Origin of the sequence: Rhizobium sp. RM (genome assembly GCF_013390595.1) — a bacterium.
GTDB lineage: Bacteria > Pseudomonadota > Alphaproteobacteria > Rhizobiales > Rhizobiaceae > Agrobacterium.
Map to the genome: position 1 here is coordinate 22,021 of NZ_JACAWV010000020.1, position 16,058 is coordinate 38,078.

Annotated in this window: 12 protein-coding genes; 7 read left to right on the plus strand and 5 right to left on the minus strand. The window is 57.8% G+C overall.

Annotated features, from left to right (window positions below; all coding sequences use genetic code 11):
* The first annotated feature begins 181 nt into the window (after positions 1 to 181).
* The 7 genes from HWX89_RS15540 to HWX89_RS15570 all read left to right on the plus strand — a co-directional run bounded on the left by HWX89_RS15540 (position 182) and on the right by HWX89_RS15570 (position 9,813).
* Positions 182 to 1,129, plus strand: coding sequence for a LysR family transcriptional regulator (locus tag HWX89_RS15540; RefSeq protein WP_138791834.1), 948 nt, complete (start codon positions 182 to 184; stop codon positions 1,127 to 1,129).
* A 126-nt stretch (positions 1,130 to 1,255) separates the two neighbouring features.
* Positions 1,256 to 3,598, plus strand: a complete 2,343-nt coding sequence (locus HWX89_RS15545; protein ID WP_138791833.1) for a glycoside hydrolase family 3 C-terminal domain-containing protein — start codon at positions 1,256 to 1,258, stop codon at positions 3,596 to 3,598.
* Positions 3,595 to 4,800, plus strand: a complete 1,206-nt coding sequence (gene argE, locus HWX89_RS15550) for an acetylornithine deacetylase (RefSeq protein WP_138791832.1) — start codon at positions 3,595 to 3,597, stop codon at positions 4,798 to 4,800. The genes HWX89_RS15545 and argE overlap by 4 nt, the downstream gene beginning before the upstream one ends.
* A gap of 63 nt (positions 4,801 to 4,863) precedes the next feature.
* Entirely contained in the window at positions 4,864 to 5,934 is a 1,071-nt protein-coding gene (locus tag HWX89_RS15555) for a polyamine ABC transporter substrate-binding protein (RefSeq protein ID WP_138791831.1), read from the plus strand.
* Positions 5,935 to 6,045: 111 nt separating this feature from the next.
* The gene (locus HWX89_RS15560; RefSeq protein ID WP_138791830.1) at positions 6,046 to 7,782 is read left to right on the plus strand and encodes an ABC transporter permease subunit; all 1,737 of its coding nucleotides are present in this window, start codon (positions 6,046 to 6,048) and stop codon (positions 7,780 to 7,782) included.
* 49 nt (positions 7,783 to 7,831) lie between these two features.
* Positions 7,832 to 8,890, plus strand: coding sequence for an ABC transporter ATP-binding protein (locus tag HWX89_RS15565; RefSeq protein ID WP_246705188.1), 1,059 nt, complete (start codon positions 7,832 to 7,834; stop codon positions 8,888 to 8,890).
* Between the two features lie 8 nt (positions 8,891 to 8,898).
* Positions 8,899 to 9,813: a nucleoside hydrolase gene (locus HWX89_RS15570; RefSeq protein ID WP_138791828.1), complete on the plus strand. Its 915-nt coding sequence runs from the start codon at positions 8,899 to 8,901 to the stop codon at positions 9,811 to 9,813.
* A 39-nt stretch (positions 9,814 to 9,852) separates the two neighbouring features.
* On the opposite strand, the gene HWX89_RS15575 is transcribed toward HWX89_RS15570, so the two are convergent.
* The 5 genes from HWX89_RS15575 to HWX89_RS15595 all read right to left on the minus strand — a co-directional run bounded on the left by HWX89_RS15575 (position 9,853) and on the right by HWX89_RS15595 (position 16,048).
* Positions 9,853 to 10,881, minus strand: coding sequence for a LacI family DNA-binding transcriptional regulator (locus HWX89_RS15575; protein ID WP_138791827.1), 1,029 nt, complete (start codon positions 10,879 to 10,881; stop codon positions 9,853 to 9,855).
* A 43-nt stretch (positions 10,882 to 10,924) separates the two neighbouring features.
* A complete protein-coding gene (locus tag HWX89_RS15580; protein ID WP_138791826.1) occupies positions 10,925 to 11,755 on the minus strand; it encodes a DeoR/GlpR family DNA-binding transcription regulator in 831 nt (276 codons plus the stop codon).
* Positions 11,756 to 11,883: 128 nt separating this feature from the next.
* Positions 11,884 to 12,306: a RidA family protein gene (locus HWX89_RS15585; RefSeq protein WP_138791825.1), complete on the minus strand. Its 423-nt coding sequence runs from the start codon at positions 12,304 to 12,306 to the stop codon at positions 11,884 to 11,886.
* A gap of 38 nt (positions 12,307 to 12,344) precedes the next feature.
* The gene (locus HWX89_RS15590; RefSeq protein ID WP_138791824.1) at positions 12,345 to 13,997 is read right to left on the minus strand and encodes a hydantoinase B/oxoprolinase family protein; all 1,653 of its coding nucleotides are present in this window, start codon (positions 13,995 to 13,997) and stop codon (positions 12,345 to 12,347) included.
* Positions 13,994 to 16,048, minus strand: a complete 2,055-nt coding sequence (locus HWX89_RS15595) for a hydantoinase/oxoprolinase family protein (RefSeq protein ID WP_138791823.1) — start codon at positions 16,046 to 16,048, stop codon at positions 13,994 to 13,996. The genes HWX89_RS15590 and HWX89_RS15595 overlap by 4 nt, the downstream gene beginning before the upstream one ends.
* Positions 16,049 to 16,058 lie beyond the last annotated feature (10 nt).

Below are 16,058 nucleotides of genomic sequence, written 5' to 3' on the forward strand. Positions count from 1 at the left end.
GCACTGGTTAGGATTGGCGAAAGCAGTGCAGTCGCGTACGATCAGGCGTCTGGCGGAGGAGCGCTGTTAGAAGATTTACATTTCAACAAACGGCAAATATTAAACTCCCCTCCGTAGCCGTTAAATTCGGCATAGGCATACCGTCGCGCAGCTTGCGCGGCACTCGGCACCGGGGCCTCAAATGCGTTTCACCTTGCGTCAGCTCGAATACTTCATCGCGACGGCCGAAGCCGGGTCGATCACCTTGGCGTCGGACCGGATCCACGTCTCGCAGCCGTCTATCTCTACTGCGATTTCGCAGCTGGAAATCGAACTCAACACCCAGCTTTTCCTCAGGCGCCACGCGCAGGGTCTGTCGTTGACGCCCGCCGGTCAAAAGCTTCTGCTGCAGGCAAAAGCGGTGATCGAGCAGGTTCAAAACCTATACACGGCGGCGTCGGAAGCCACCGAGCAAATCCGTGGAACCCTATCGCTTGGATGTCTCCTGACATTCGCGCCCATGCTCTTGCCGGAAGTCAGCCAAAGCTTCAAGGCGGCTTATCCAAGCGTCACCGTCCGTCCGACCGTAGCCGATCACCGTACCTTGTTGACGCGGCTGGAGCGCGCCGAGCTCGATATTGCGCTCTCTTACGATCTTCTTGTTCCTGAAGGGTTTGAGTTTACGCCGCTTGCCGAGCTACCCCCTTACGTTCAGGTGGCGGAAACAGATCCGCTTGCGCAGCGGTCGGCCATCTCGCTCTCCGAACTCGAAGAGCACGAGTTCATCCTCCTCGATCTGCCGCTTTCACGCGATTATTTCCTCGGACTGTTCGCAGCCGCCGGTGCAACACCCAACATCGTTGCACAGATCCAGCATCAGGAGGTCATCCGCACGATGGTTGGCAACCGTTACGGTTACACGCTTGCAAATGTCCGACCGAAGAATAAGGCGGCGCTGGACGGCAAGCGGCTTGTCAGTCTTCGGCTGTCAGGTGAACACAAGCCCATGCGCATAGGCCTCATCCGTATCGGCCAGCAGGTTTCCACCCGGCTTGTGCGTACCTTTGAAGAGCATTGCCGTAACCTGATTTCTGACAACTACGTACCAGGTATGGAAGCGCCGATCCTTAATCTGCGCCGCACGGAATAGCGTTAGGCTCGTTTTTTTCTAAGCACCAGTTCCGAATATCTTATTTTTCTTTTTTGCCATCGACTGACAGTGTGCGCGCCAACGCCGCACTGACAGGTCGGCGATCGCCGCATTACGGAGCCAAGCATGTTAGAGAAGAGCCAGTCCGCAAACCAGAACACTGCATCGATCGCTGAAGCGATGACCAATGCGGAAAAGGTCGACCTCCTTTCCGGCTTCGGCATGTGGAAGACGGCGGCAGTGCCTGCTTACGGCATCAAGCCAATTGTCATGACTGACGGTACCTACGGCGTTCGTTATTCAATTCCGCAGATCGACAGCGATGAACGCGGTGGTATGGACCTCGATGCGTTCCTCTCCGTCGTCAATCAGCGTGCCAGCGATGTCGCCATCGCCTGGGGCGAAATGAAGCCAGCAACCTGTTTTCCGAATGGCTCGGCAATGGGCAACAGCTGGGACGTAGGGTTGATGCAACGGCTGGGAGAATTGCTCGGTAAAGAATGCCGCGCCATGGGTGTCCACCTGCTTCTCGGGCCTGGCATCAATCTCCGTCGCACACCGCTGGCCGGCCGTTCCTACGAGTACTACTCGGAAGATCCATTGGTGACAGGCAAACTATCGGCTGCCGTTATCGAGGGCATCCAGTCTCAGGGCGTTGGTACCTCGCTCAAACACTTCGCTTGCAACAACTCCGAAGTTGAACGCACGACGATGGACAGCGTCGTAGAAGAACGCGCGCTGCGCGAGATCTATCTCAAGGGATTTGAGATCGCTATCAAGCAATCGAAGCCCTGGACGATCATGTCGTCCTACAATCGCCTGAACGGCGTTCAGGCGTCTCAGGACCCCTGGCTTCTCGATCAGGTTCTGCGCAAAGAGTGGGGTTTTGAAGGCGTTGTCGTTTCCGACTGGCATGGCATCAAGGATCGTGCCGTTTCATTGATGGCTGGCGGTGACCTCGATATGCCGGAAAGCCCACGCCGCAAAGCGGATCTGCTGGAAGCGCTCAACGATGGATCCATACCGGCAGAAGTTGCCAATCTGTCGTGCCAGCGGATGCTCGATATGATCGAGCGTTGTAATGCTGGTGCCAAGGCGCCGGTGCCTGTTTACACGGCAAACGACCATCATGCCGAAGCGCGGGCAATGGCTGCGGCTTCCATGGTGCTCGTCCGCAATAACGCTTTGCTGCCAATCCAGCCTGCCATGAAAAATATCCTGGTTGTCGGCCGTGATGCGGGCACACCTGTTATTCAGGGTTCCGGTTGCGCGACGACAATACCGACGATGGTCGATCAGCCACTGGAGCAGCTACAACAGGCGCTCGGCGCAGGTCATGTTCTGACTTTCCGGGAAAACGCAGAAGCAGAAACGCTCGCGTTGGCAGCAAAGGCCGATCTTGTTCTCGTCTATACGTCGACGGAAGGCGCCTATGATGGTGAAGGTTCAGATCGAACCACGCTGGCGCTAGGCCCCGGACAGGATGAGATGATTGCTGCACTTGCAGCCGTTTCAGACAAGGTCGCTGTCGTGATTGCCTGCCCCGATGCAGTCGAAATGCCGTGGATTGAACAGGTTAACGCTGTGCTGGTCACCTTCTATTCCGGCCAGGCCATGGGCGGTGCGGTCGCAGATGTCTTGACGGAAAAAGTCAACCCGTCTGGCAAGCTCTCTGTCACGTTCCCGAAGCGTTTGGCCGATGTGCCGGGTTTCTTGCACTACCCCGGTGAAAACGGCCGTCACATCTATGGAGAGGGCATCCATGTGGGGTACCGCTCCTACGATCTGCGCGAAATCGAACCGCTTTTCCCCTTCGGTCACGGCCTGAGCTATACGACGTTTGCTTATTCCGACCTCACGCTCTCCTCATCAGAGATCGGGCTTCGCGATGAGATCACTGTTGCATTCACCGTTACCAACACCGGTGATCGTGCCGGTGCCGAAATCGCACAACTCTATTTGCAAGCTCGCGGTAAGCGGTTGAAGCGTTCGCCGCAGGAACTGAAAGGCTTTGCCAAGCCGGTTCTGGAGGCTGGCGAAAGCAAACGGGTGGAAATCATCCTGAAAGGTTCGGATCTGGCGATCTGGGACCCGGCCCTTGGTCGCTGGGTGCTAGAGGGTGTAGAGGCTCGTATCGTTGTTGGCGCGTCCTCTCGTGATCCGAAACTCTCTGCCGATCTGGCAATCAAGCCTTCGGTTCTTCCGTTCCGCAGGATCGCTTATGATACGCAACCTGCTTACGTGCTGCCGAATGCCATCGCCTGCGAACATATCTCGGCGTATCTGACGAAGCGGTGCAGTATTTCCAACGACGACGCAATGCGCATGCTCAACCACTGCTCGAACTCGTTCTTCGGCATTTTTACTTCGCTTGAGCGTCGTCTGCGTCTATCCATTCCCGAAGCAGAAGTTGCTGGCCTTATCAGCGACATTAACGCGGCGATGGATGCTGCGGAAGCAAAGCTGTGACCGCGACGCAGGACTGGTTGGCGCGGCTGGTCGCCTATCCCACTGTGAGTTCGGATACCAATCTGCCGTTGATAGAAGAAATTGACTCAGCGCTGGCAAATGCTGGCGCTGTCTGTGAACGCTTCTATGACACCACCGGACAGAAAGCGGCCCTGTTGGCGCGTCTGGGACCAGATGTTCCGGGCGGGCTCATGCTTTCCGGCCATGTTGATGTGGTGCCGGTGATAGGTCAGGACTGGACTGTTCCGCCCTTCGCGATGACGCGTCAAAATGGCAGGCTTTACGGTCGCGGTACGACCGATATGAAGGGCTTTGTCGCCTCTGCTTTGGCGTTGGCAGAAAGCATCGATGGAACGCGCCTCGCCTCGCCGCTCTGGTTTGCGATTTCCTATGACGAGGAGATCGGCTGCGTTGGTGTCAGGCCCATGCTGGAAGAAATTGCGGCCCGCGATATCCTGCCCGATCTGATTGTGGTCGGTGAGCCGACATCAATGCAGCTCGGCTTGGGTCACAAGGGCAAGATGGCGTTCCAGGTAAAAGCGACCGGTGTTCCGCGTCATTCGGCCGAAGCACCTCTTGCGCTGAATGCGTTGCATATAGCCTCTGATTTCATTTCGGGTTTGCGCCGCCTGCAGGATGATATCGAGGCCCGTGGTCCGCGCGAGCCAGGATACTCAGTTCCTTACGCAACGGTGCATGTGGGCAAGTTGGTTGGCGGGACTGCAGTCAACCTTGTGCCTGATCATGCCGAGCTTCTGATGGAATGCCGGATGATGGCCGTAGACGACCCGCTTGCTCTCGCAGAGCAGGTCCGAAAGGCCGGTGCCGCTGCAGTTGCTCCCTATAAGGAGCGCTTCAAGGAAGCGGCAATCGACATTGAAATCAACGGCAACTATCCCGGCCATTCGATCGATGGAGATCATCCAGTTGTTCAGGTCTTCGCCCAATGTCTGCCAAAGGGCAGCAAGGAATGTCGGGTGAGCTTTGGCACAGAGGCCGGTTTGTTCGCTCAGGCGCTCGACGTCCCGGTTGTGATTTGTGGGCCCGGTAGCATGGAGCAGGGACACCGTCCCGACGAATTCATTGAAGAAAGCCAGCTTCACATCTGCGACAGCGTTCTTGCATCGGCCGTTGTTCGGTTTTGTGCAAGCCGGCGCCCGCTTGCTTCGCATGTACCAAAGCAGATGCACGGAAAAATGTAATTTACCGAAGCCATGCGGACGGGAAAAGTAATTGATGAAGGTTAAACAAACTCAGAGGGTAAAATGAACAATAACGTTTCACGCCGCGGCTTTATGAAAACGACGACAGGGCTTGCTGCCATGGCACTTGCGGCGCCGGTCCTTCTCAAAGGCAACCGTGTTTTCGCTGGCGAAACGCTTGTCGTGCGCGACATGGGCGGTGCCTTCTACGAAGGCTTTAAAGTTGCGTTCTATGATACCTTCGCTGCCGAAACGGGTGTCACGATCCAGACCAACACCAATGAGCCCGACCCGATCCCGCAGTACAAGATGGCGATCGATACGGATACGAAACTGTTTGACGTTGCACTGATGACGCCTGAACACGTTCTGCGTATTCGTAAACTCGGCGACAAATACATGCTGCCGCTGAACATCGACGTGCCGAACAAGGACGACTTCACCCCGCATACCTTCGAGCCTGACTTTGCCGGTGTTGCCATCTTCGCGCTCGCCATGGGCTATCGCAAAGATACTGTGAAGACGGTCCCGTCGAGCTGGGCCGATTTCTGGAACACCGAGGCATTCAAGGGCCGTCGCGGCCTGTGGCGCAGCCCGGTGACCACATTGGAAATGGCGTTGCTCGCGGATGGCGTTCCGCTCGACAAGCTCTACCCGCTTGATGTTGATCGCGCCTTCAAGAGCCTCGACAAGATCAAGTCCAATATCGACATCTGGTGGACATCCGGCGCGCATGCGACGCAACTTTTGCAGAACGGCGAACTGGACATGATGTCGACCTGGTCGACCCGCGCCCAGGCGGCGATCAATGCGGGTGCACCGGCAGGTATCGTCTGGAACGGTGGCCTCTTCAACATCGATGGCTGGACGATTGCAGGCAACACTGAAAAGGCGGATCTTGCCCGCAAGTTCATCGAATGGTGCCTCGATCCCAAGCGTCAGGCAGCCTACACGGACGTTCTTGCCTGCGGCCCGACCAACATGAAGGCCTATGAACATCTGAGTGCTGAAAAGGCAGAGCTTCTGCCGACTGCCCCTGCCAACATCAAGGGACTGACGGTTCTCAATGCTGCATACTGGGCTGAACATCAGGATGCGCTGACGCAGCGCTTCGAACAGTGGATCCTTGGCTGATCTGCGCCGCCTGAGCTTCAGGTCCCGCCTATCGGCGGGGCTCCATATCTGACATGGGTGGCCCGGTTCCGCGATGCGCGGGACGGGCCATTTCAACGAACAGGACCCCCAATGGCTGAACTCTCTGCCAAAGACACAATCTCTCGCAAGCGCCTGCGGCTGGACAGCCTCTGGCTCTCGACGCCGGGGCTTGTCTATATGGCGCTGTTGCTGATCCTTCCGGCAGGCGCACTCATCTGGCAATCTTTCGTCGATCCAAAGTCCGGTTCCTTCGACCTTAGCGTTTACGAGCAGATGTTCTCTGCTGGCGTTTACGTGAAGGTTTTGGCCAATACGTTTGCCATTGCTGCGCAGGTGACAATTGTCTGCCTTCTGGTCGGTTATCCGATCGCGGTGTGGCTGGCAGGAATGCCGGAACGCCGCCGAAGAATGGCCATGTGGCTGGTTCTTCTGCCTTTCTGGGTTAGTCCGCTGTTGAAGAATTTTGCCTGGATCGTGCTTCTAGCCCGCAAGGGCATCGTCGCCCAGATGCTGACCGGCATGGGCTTCGATACGCAACTCGACCTGCTTTATGGACGCGGTGCCGTGATCTTCGGCATGGCGCATGCCATGTTGCCGGTTGCGATCCTTACTATGCTGCCAACCATGCTGACGATTGATGGCCGCCTGATCCCGGCGGCGATGACGATGGGTGCGAGCCGCAGCCAGTCCTTCTGGCGTATCTTCGTGCCACTTTCCATGCCGGGCGTTGCCGCAGCGGGCCTGTTGATCTTTGTCATGGGGCTTGGTTTCTTCATTACCCCGGCATTGCTGGGATCTCCGCGCGAAACGGTGATCGGCCAGATGATGATCACCCAGGTGCAGCAACTCTTCAACCTGCGCCTTGCCGGTGCCCTTGCCGCACTTCTTCTTGCTGTGACCCTTATCACCATTGCCGTCTACGACCGCTTTTTTGGTATGTCGGCCGTTTCCGGAAACGGTGCCGCGGTAAAACGCGGGGGTATTATCGGTGCTATCGGTGGCGCCGTTGTGGAGATCGGCGCGGGCGTCAGCGATTTCATCGCAAATCTCTTCCCGGCCCGTCTCGGTCGGACGGTCTTCACCGTTTTCGTCTGGATCGTCATTGCGGTTCTGATCATACCCGTGCTGGCTTTCCCACCGATGGCATTTTCTGGCTCGAGCTTCCTCGAGTTCCCGCCGAAGAGTTTTTCGCTGCGTTGGTTCCAGACCTATCTGAGCTCTGACCAGTGGATGGGTGCCACCACGCGTTCCGTCATCGTTGCGATCGCGACCGGAATTGTTGCGACCATCATCTCGGGTCTTGCGGCCTATGGACTGGCGCGTACGCAGCGCAAGGCCGGTGGATTGATTTTCCTGTCGTTCATGCTGCCGATGATCGTACCCAATATCGTGATTGGGGTATCGCTCTTCTATGTGCTGGCAAAGGTTGGTCTGATCGCAACCGATACCGGAATTATTCTGGGCCACACACTCTCGGCCATGCCCATTGTTTTCGTTATTCTGCTGACGACATTTCGTGGGTTCGACTGGCGCCTTCTGCAGGCGGCAGCCACGCTCGGCGCAAGCCGCTGGCAGCAGGTTCGCCTCGTCCTTCTTCCCCTCGTAAAGGGTGGCGCCATTGCTGCATTCCTGTTTGGTCTTTTGCACTCCTTCGAAGAGCTGACCATCGCGCTGTTTGTTGGGGCAGGCGTCAAGCAAACGCTGCCAAAGCAGATGTGGGACGATATCATTCTCAGTATTTCACCGACCCTGGCTGCGGCCTCGGTCTTCATCGTGGCGGTGGTGACAGTGCTCTTCGTCATCGCTGAAAAGGCAAGGCCGCGCTGACATGCGCGCGTCTGCCTCCCCCATCACGACCAAAGGAACTCCATTCGATATGTCTGCCGCTTCTGCCACCACTCAGGACATCAAGCTTAAGGTTCAGAGCCTCGCCAAGCGTTACGGCCAAACCATTGCCCTTGATCACGTCAATCTCGAAGTACGTAAGGGAGAACTTCTGACACTGCTTGGGCCATCCGGTTCCGGCAAGACCACACTGCTGCAACTCATTTGCGGCCTACAGGAGCCCACATCCGGCAATGTCATCATTGACGGTAAGGATCAGACCCATGCGCCGGTCAACAAGCGTGACATCGGTGTCGTCTTCCAGAACTACGCGCTCTTTCCGCATATGACGGTGGCAGAAAATGTGGGTTTCGCACTCAAAATGCGCAGTCTGCCAAAGGCGGAGATCGATACCAAGGTTGCCAAGGCCCTCGAAACTGTTGGCCTCGCCCATGCGGCCGGGCGCTCTCCTTGGCAACTTTCGGGCGGGCAGCAACAGCGCGTCGCGCTCGCGCGCTGCCTGGTCTACGATCCTGCCATCATTCTGATGGACGAACCGCTCGGCGCGCTTGACGCGAAGCTGCGTGAAATCATGCAGATCGAGATCAAACGCATTCACCGCGAGACCGGTGCTACGATCATTTTCGTGACCCATGATCAGCAGGAAGCACTGGCGCTCTCCGATCGCATCTGCCTGATGAATGATGGCAAGATCGCTCAGCTCGGCACACCTCGTCAGATGTATGATGAGCCACAGAACCTTTTCGTGGCGGATTTCATTGGGGTTTCTTCAATCATTCGCGGAACGGTGAAGGCCGGTAAACTCGAAACGGCGATCGGTATCCTGCCCATTCCTGGCACAGCACCGGTTGACGGCACGAAAGGCGCTATTGTCGTTCGCCCGGAAGTCATCACACTAGGTGACGGGGAGTGCGAGGGACGCGTCCGCGAGACCGTTTATGGCGGCTCGGAACTGCGTGTCATTATCGATGCTGGCAAGCAGGAAATCATCGCCCGTGCGCCTGCCACGGCCGGTGACGTGGAGGTCGGGTCGACAGTACGCTTCGGTTGGGCGCCTGACGCTGCCCGTTTCCTGATCGACAAGGACTAAGACACGTCATGGTCGCTTTACGTTTCCTCTATGACTGTGATCCCGGTGCCGACGATGCGCTGGCCATGCTTCTGGCTCTCGGCCGAACCGATGCGCTTGATATGGTAGCCGTCACTTGCGTTGCCGGTAATGTCGGACTGGAGCCGGTCGTCAACAACTCAAGACGTATTCTTGAACTGTGTGGACGGCAGGATATTGCCGTCTACTCCGGCGCTGCCCGGCCGATCATGGCGTCGCGTGGCCGTGTTTCGATCATGCACGGTTCAGATGGGCTTGCTGGTAGCACACTGCCTGCAGCCAGCATGGCGCTTCGCGAGGGGCATGCGGCAAACGCGATATCTCGGATCGCACGTCAGGAAGGGCAACTGCACATCTGCGCGACAGGTCCGCTCACCAATCTGGCGATGGCGCTGCTTCTCGATCCGGACCTCCCGAATTTCGTCAGTGCAGTTACCATAATGGGTGGTGCCGCATTCTGCCCGGGCAATACAACGCCTTTGGCCGAATTCAACTTCGCGGTCGACCCGCATGCAGCCGCCATCGTTTTCGACAGTGGCATCCCAATCACGATGCTCGGTCTTGACGTTACCCGTCAGGCAACCGTCACCGAGGATATGATCCGTCAGATGCAGGCAATTGACACGCCCGTTGCACGAGAGGCTGCGCATTTGCTGATCCACTACGGCTCAAAAGATCCGTGCCTGCACGATCTCGCTGCCATCGCCTATATGTTGGAGCCTGAAATCTTCAAGACGGTCGACGCGCATGTTTCTATCTACACCGATAGTGGTGCTGCGGCTGGACAGGTGGTCGCAGCGGTCAGCGAGCGCCATCTTGCGGGACGCGTGCCGAATTGTACGGTGGCCACGGGCGTGGATGCAGAGGCGTTCAGAACGCTGTTCGTGGATGCGCTTCGAGGATAATCTTCTGCTCGGCAAAACACATTGCCGTATAAGATTGTCTCACTGTTTCGAGCCGCAGCTTTCTCTTATGCAAAGCGTATGAGGAAGATATTCTGTGGTTGAGGAAACGTTGCCGTCTTCCAGATGCTGCATCAGGGCTTTTGCACCGGTGTAACCAAGCGAATGGCGGGGTATCTTGACTGTGGTGAGAGGCGGCGTGAAGGCGCCGCTGACAGGATGGTCGTCGAAACCGACAAATGCGACATCCTCTGGAACCCTGATCCCCAGTTCCTTCGCGACCTGGATTGCTCCGAAAGCAAGTTCGTCACTTGCACAGAGGATCGCGTTGAGAGGCGCTTCTCTTGAACGCAATTGCTGCATAGCGGCGCGACCGGCATCGATCGTGAAGGTGGGGAGATGGACGACTTCCACCCTGTCTGCCAAACCCGCTTCAGTCATCGCATCGGTGTATCCTCTGGCGCGTGCGGTGAAGATCGGGCTATCGCTTGGACCGCTCAAATGAACGATTTCCGATTTGCCGAGCGAGAGGAGATGCTGGGTCGCATCATATGCGGCCTGCCTGTCGTCGATCCCCACGAAGGCGACATCCGCGGTGTCGACAGGACGTGAAATGGCAATGATGCGGTGTCGATAGTGCGGAGACGCCGATATGCTTTCAGGAATTCGTCCCGTGAGGACGATAACACCGTCAGCTGCTCCGGTAACGAGTTGCTCCGCGAGCGCGGTTTCGCGCTCGGCATTTCCCTTCGTGCTTCCGACGATAACACCGATGCCGTGTTCTTCCAGTGCATCCTCGATCCCCGAAATGATTTGAGGGTGCGAGAAGGCGGCGATGTTGGGCAGCATAACAAGGACCTGACCAGCCTTGCGCGATCTCAAGCGCCGGGCGTTGTGATTGGCAACGTAGCCATTGGCCTGTGCGATCTCGCGAATTCGCTTGCGGGTCTGTTCTGTAACTGCTTCAGAACCCGCCAATGCTCGGCTCACCGTGGAAGGATTGACGCCAGCCAGTCGCGCGATGTCGACGATCGTGATCGCCGCTGCGGGCCGTTCCTTTTGAGTTTCCATGCCCTTCACGATGCTTCAGTCGCAGTCTTGGATGTCAGCACTCTCATTCGGTTTCCTCCTGTGGCTCATCCAGATAAGGCGCGATCACGAGTTGCGGTACAAGGAGGGAATATCTGGCTCTCTCTTCGGGATCGAGGCCTTCGTCGGTGATAATACGGGTGAGGCTCTCGATGGGAGCCGTGCGGTAAATCGTCCGGCTGCCAAACTTGCTGCTGTCGACGAGAAGCGTAGTCTCTGCAGCTGCTTCAATCATCGCCTTTTGAAGCTGGACCAGTTCCAGTGAAGTGTCGCTGACACATTCGGTGTCGACGGCCTGCGAGGACAGGAAAAAGTGGTCGCAGCGGAGTTCGCGGACGAAGTTGATGCCGGTTTCTCCCAGTAGCGAGTAGGCGCCGGGGCGACAGATGCCACCAGGCACAACAAGTTTGATGTGGGGTTTGTTGGCAAGAATAAAGGCGACGTGGACATCGTTGGTCACAACGGTCAGCGGTATCGTCAGGTCGGCAACAGCATAGGCAAACTGATGAAGTGTCGAGCGCGAATCGATCAGAATGCTTTGCTCGGGCTGCAATACCTTGGCGGCAGCTGCGGCAATGGCCCGTTTTTCTTCAACAGACGTCTGGCGAGCCTCTTCAACGAGGGGCTCATATGTTGTGTTGCGGCGAACACGCACGGCCCCGCCATGGGTTCGGCGAACAATGCCCTGTGTCGCCAGGTAGTCCAGGTCGCGCCGAATTGTGGAAATCGACGTGTTAAGGCGTTTGGCGAGTTCCTGGCTCGACGCCACCTGATTGGCTGCGAACCACTCCATGATTTTTTCACGCCGTTCCGCTGGCAGGAAATCGTCTACCTGGGTGGGATTGGTATCGGCCAAAAGGAAGTCCTCGAATTTATCGGTTTCGGCGCATCTTACAGACAGGGTGAGAAAACTGAAAGCTGATGGCTCAACTCAAGGATGCTCTAAAGTACCGGCCAGTCCGTCTGGGACTGGCCGGTGCTTTTTTAGAGGCTTACGTTGATATATTCGGAGCCGGCCGCACCGACACCCTTATATGCAGTCACTTCGATCTCGACGCGGAAATCAGGGCCTCCAAGCGGAGGGCATGTAACGGTGCTGCATGGATCGATGCCACGGAATTTTTCACCGACATAGGCCATCACCGACGGGGCATCGTCCACGTTCGGGATGACGACCCGCGAGCGTACGACGTCAGCGAGTGTTGCTCCCACGGCGGCCAGCGCGCCTTCAATGTTGTGGAAGCATTGCTTGGCCTGTTCTACGGGATCGGTCGACATTTCGCGGGTTTTATAATTCCGGCCAGCCGTATTTGAGACGAATACCCAATTGTCCACCGCCACGACGCGTGAGTAGCTTTCCTTCTCTTCGTAAAGGCTGCCCGACTTGACTTTCGTTACCTTGACCACGTTTGAATTCCTTCCATTTTTCGAGTGGTGTTCGACAATCAGGCGGTCGCTGCCCGATGTGTTTCGTGTTGAGTTTGGTAGCCGTAGACACGTTCTGCGAAATCGGCTGTGATCCGGTCTTCGCGCAGATCCCGTTCAATGTCGTCGACGGATCGGCCGGATGGCACGCCGTAGCCGCCGCCGCCAGGAGTGACCAATTCGACGATTTGGCCGGCCTTGAGCTGCACGGTTCCTGGGAGGTTTTTCTGGCCATTTCCGAAATCGAACTGAGAGCCGGTCGCCTGCAAGCCGCCGTCGAGGCCCCAGGGATAAACGGCGATACGGCCACCTTCCACGCTGAAGCGGCAATCTGCCTCGATGCGGTAGACACGGCGAAGGCCCATACCGCCACGCCAGGTGCCTGCACCGGCCGATCCGTTGACCAGTTCGTAGCGCAGCAGGGTGAGGGGATACTCCAGCTCCAGCGCTTCGACGGGCAGGTTGGAGGTGTTTGTCATGTGGACATGTACGCCGCTCAGGCCATCTGCCGTCGGTCTTGCGCCAGCGCCGCCACCGATCGTTTCGAGGTAGACCCAGAGCGAGCCGTCTTCACGCGTGCCGGTGAAGAGGGCGCCGGTGCAGGCGCCATTTCCTGCTGCAGTCACCTTGCCGGGCAAGGCTTTCGCAAGGGCACCTTGGACGAGATCGGCGACCCTTTGGCACGCCGCGATGCGGCCATCGACGGCAGCCGGATGTTTGCAGTTAAGCAGCGATCCATAGGGTGCTTCCACCGTGATCGGCCGAGACAGGCCGGCATTGGGCAGGATTGTCGGATCAATCACAGCTTTGACGGCGTAGTAGCAGGTTGCGAGCAGGGCCGTGTAGATCACGTTGAGGCCGGCAGCAACTTGGGGTGGCGCGTCGAAGGCCAGATGCATCGCGTCGCCCTTGACGGTGATGTCGACTTTAAATTCCATCACCGCGGCAAACTGATTGCTGTCAAAATAGTCGGTAAATGAGTAGGTCCCATCCGGAATGGCTGCGATACCTGCGCGCATCTTGCGCTCGGCATAGTCCTGCAGCGCGTCGCCCGCGGCCAGAACCTTGTCTGCACCGTATTTCGTGCAAAGGTCCTGCATACGGCGAACGCAGAGACGGTTCGCCGACATCTGTGCCCTGAGATCGGATAGGCGTTCGTGAGGAACCTGGCAGTTGAGAAGAAACAGGTCCTGAAGGTCCTTCTGCAAGACACCCTCGCGGTAGAGCCGCACCGGCGGAATGCGAATGCCTTCCTGGTAAATATGAGCATGACCACGATCGGCGAAATCGGCGTGGTGAGCGGTGTTGACGGCCCAACCCACCATGGTGTCGCCATGGAAGATCGGCTCGGCCAGAACAATGTCGGGCAGGTGGGTTGCGCCGCCCTCATAGGCATCGTTGCCGATGAAGACGTCGCCGGGCTTGATGTCATCGGCGGGATAACGCTTGTTGATGTGCGGAATGATGCCAATGAAGCTGCCGAGATGCATCGGGATGTGTTCAGCCTGGCAGAGGGTGTTGCCATTGCGGTCGAACAGGGCCGTCGAGCAGTCGCGTCGCTCTTTGATGTTGGTGGAGTAGCTGGCCCGGACCAGCGCCTCTCCCATTTCCTCAACGATCGAGGTCAGTGCACTACCGATGACTTCGACGGTAATTGGGTCGATCTTGGTCATGCGCGCATCTCCAGAATGAGGTTGAGGTACGGGTCGACCACGCCCTGCATATCCGGCAAGATTACAGTTGTGGTGTCCATCTGCTCGACGATCGCCGGACCGGCGATCCGGTTGCCGGGCTTGAGCTTTTCACGCGTGTAGACGGGGCAGGGCACGAAATCCCTGACTTCGTCCATATAGACATCGCGCGTGCCGATGATGGCGGCATCGCAGGCCGGGCCAGCATCCGGCTGCGGTGTGAACTGGGCCTTGTTAACGAGGCCAGCCGCTTCGAGGCGCAGGGTAACAATCTGAATAGCCTCGCCTTCGGCTATAAAACCGAAGCGCTGCAGGTGCGCTTGCTCGAAACCCTTTACCAGCGCTTCAAGCGTGTCACTGCCGACCGGTCCCGCAGGGACCTGGACCTGCAATTCATAGTTCTGGCCGACGTAGCGCATATCGGCCGTACGATTGATGACCTGCCGGTCGGCCTCGATCCCTTCCTGGCTGAACCAGGATGCCGCCTGCGTTTCCAGGCTGTTGAAGCCGCTGACCATGGGGTCGACGGCGCCTTCATCGACCTTCATCAAGCGCGACACCGCAAAGTCGGAACGCAGATCGGTGAGGAGCAGGCCAAGCGCGCAGAGCGTGCCTGGGGTGAGTGGTACGATGATACGGCTCATATCCAGCTCTTTGGCAAGGCGCGCAGCATGCAGTGGCCCTGCGCCGCCGAACGCCATCAAAGCGTAATCGCGCGGGTCGTGGCCGCGTTGCACGCTGATCAAGCGAATGGCCTTGGCCATGTTGGCCGTTACGACGGAGATGATGCCCTGTGCGGTTTCCATCAGGCCAAGACCGAGCTGGTCAGCGAGGCGCTGGATGGCTTCAACAGCGAGATCGCGCCTGACCTTCATGCGTCCGCCCAGAATTTCGACCGGATTGAGGGTTTGCAAGACGATGTTGGCATCGGTCACCGTTGCTTCCGTGTTGCCGCGTCCGTAGCAGACGGGACCGGGATCGGCGCCTGCGGAGCGCGGGCCGACCTTGAGAAGACCACCGGAGTCAACAAAAGCGATTGAACCGCCGCCAGCACCGACCGTGTGAATATCGAGCATCGGTGCCTTGATGGGATATCCATGGACGTTGGCTTCTCCGGTCAGCTTGCAAATGCCGCCCTGAAGGAGTGCAACGTCGCTCGATGTGCCGCCGACATCAAAGGTGATGATGTTGTCGAAGCCGGCCATTTTGCCAACCGCCTGGGCCGCGACGACGCCGGTGCTTGGGCCCGAAAGCACGGTGCGGACCGGAAGTTGCGCAGCCATGTCGAAGCCGATAACGCCGCCATTCGATTGCGTCAGTTGCGGCGCAACCGGTACTCCGAGCTCTGTCAGTCTCTGCTTGAGGCGGTCGATGTAACGCTGCATGACGGGGCCAAGGTAGGCATTCACGACGGTCGTCGACATGCGCTCATATTCGCGGAATTCCGGCGCAACGTCGTGGGATGCGCTGATGAAAACATCCGGCATCTCTTCGCGTATCATCTCGACCACGCGGCGCTCATGCGCGGTATTCAGAAAGCCGTAAAGGAAGCAGATCGCGATTGCCTTGACATCGTCCTGTGCGAGTTCGCGAACGGCAGCACGCAGTTTTGCCTCATCGAGAGCAAGATCTTGGGAACCGTCGCTTTTCAGTCGTTCGGGAACCTCATGTCGGCGGTCGCGGCTGACCAGTGTCTCCGGTTTTTCCGCGTTCATGTCATAGAGACTTGGCCGTTTCTGGCGACCGATCTCGAGGAGATCGCGAAAACCGTCAGTGGTGATCAGCCCGGTCGCAACGCCCTTCAGTTCGATCAGTGCGTTGGTGGCGACTGTCGTGCCATGTCCTAGAAAAGCGATATTGCCGGCTGTGTTGCCAACGGTGGAAAGACTCTCTGCAACACCGTTTGCGATCCCGCGGGAAGGATCATCAGGGGTCGACGGCACCTTCCAGATGTCGAGCTTGCCAGTTGCCTCGTCGAAGAGGCAGACATCGGTGAAAGTACCACCAGAATCCACGCCAATTCTCAATGCCATTACGTTACCC

What these genes read in the sequence shown, in the direction of transcription:
- HWX89_RS15570 (WP_138791828.1), top strand. Translation starts at nt 8,899, where the DNA reads ATGGTCGCTTTACGTTTCCTCTATGACTGTGATCCCGGTGCCGACGAT.
- HWX89_RS15595 (WP_138791823.1), bottom strand. Translation starts at nt 16,048, where the DNA reads ATGGCATTGAGAATTGGCGTGGATTCTGGTGGTACTTTCACCGATGTC.
- HWX89_RS15545 (WP_138791833.1), top strand. Translation starts at nt 1,256, where the DNA reads ATGTTAGAGAAGAGCCAGTCCGCAAACCAGAACACTGCATCGATCGCT.
- HWX89_RS15575 (WP_138791827.1), bottom strand. Translation starts at nt 10,881, where the DNA reads ATGGAAACTCAAAAGGAACGGCCCGCAGCGGCGATCACGATCGTCGAC.
- HWX89_RS15560 (WP_138791830.1), top strand. Translation starts at nt 6,046, where the DNA reads ATGGCTGAACTCTCTGCCAAAGACACAATCTCTCGCAAGCGCCTGCGG.
- HWX89_RS15590 (WP_138791824.1), bottom strand. Translation starts at nt 13,997, where the DNA reads ATGACCAAGATCGACCCAATTACCGTCGAAGTCATCGGTAGTGCACTG.
- HWX89_RS15565 (WP_246705188.1), top strand. Translation starts at nt 7,832, where the DNA reads ATGTCTGCCGCTTCTGCCACCACTCAGGACATCAAGCTTAAGGTTCAG.
- HWX89_RS15540 (WP_138791834.1), top strand. Translation starts at nt 182, where the DNA reads ATGCGTTTCACCTTGCGTCAGCTCGAATACTTCATCGCGACGGCCGAA.
- HWX89_RS15555 (WP_138791831.1), top strand. Translation starts at nt 4,864, where the DNA reads ATGAACAATAACGTTTCACGCCGCGGCTTTATGAAAACGACGACAGGG.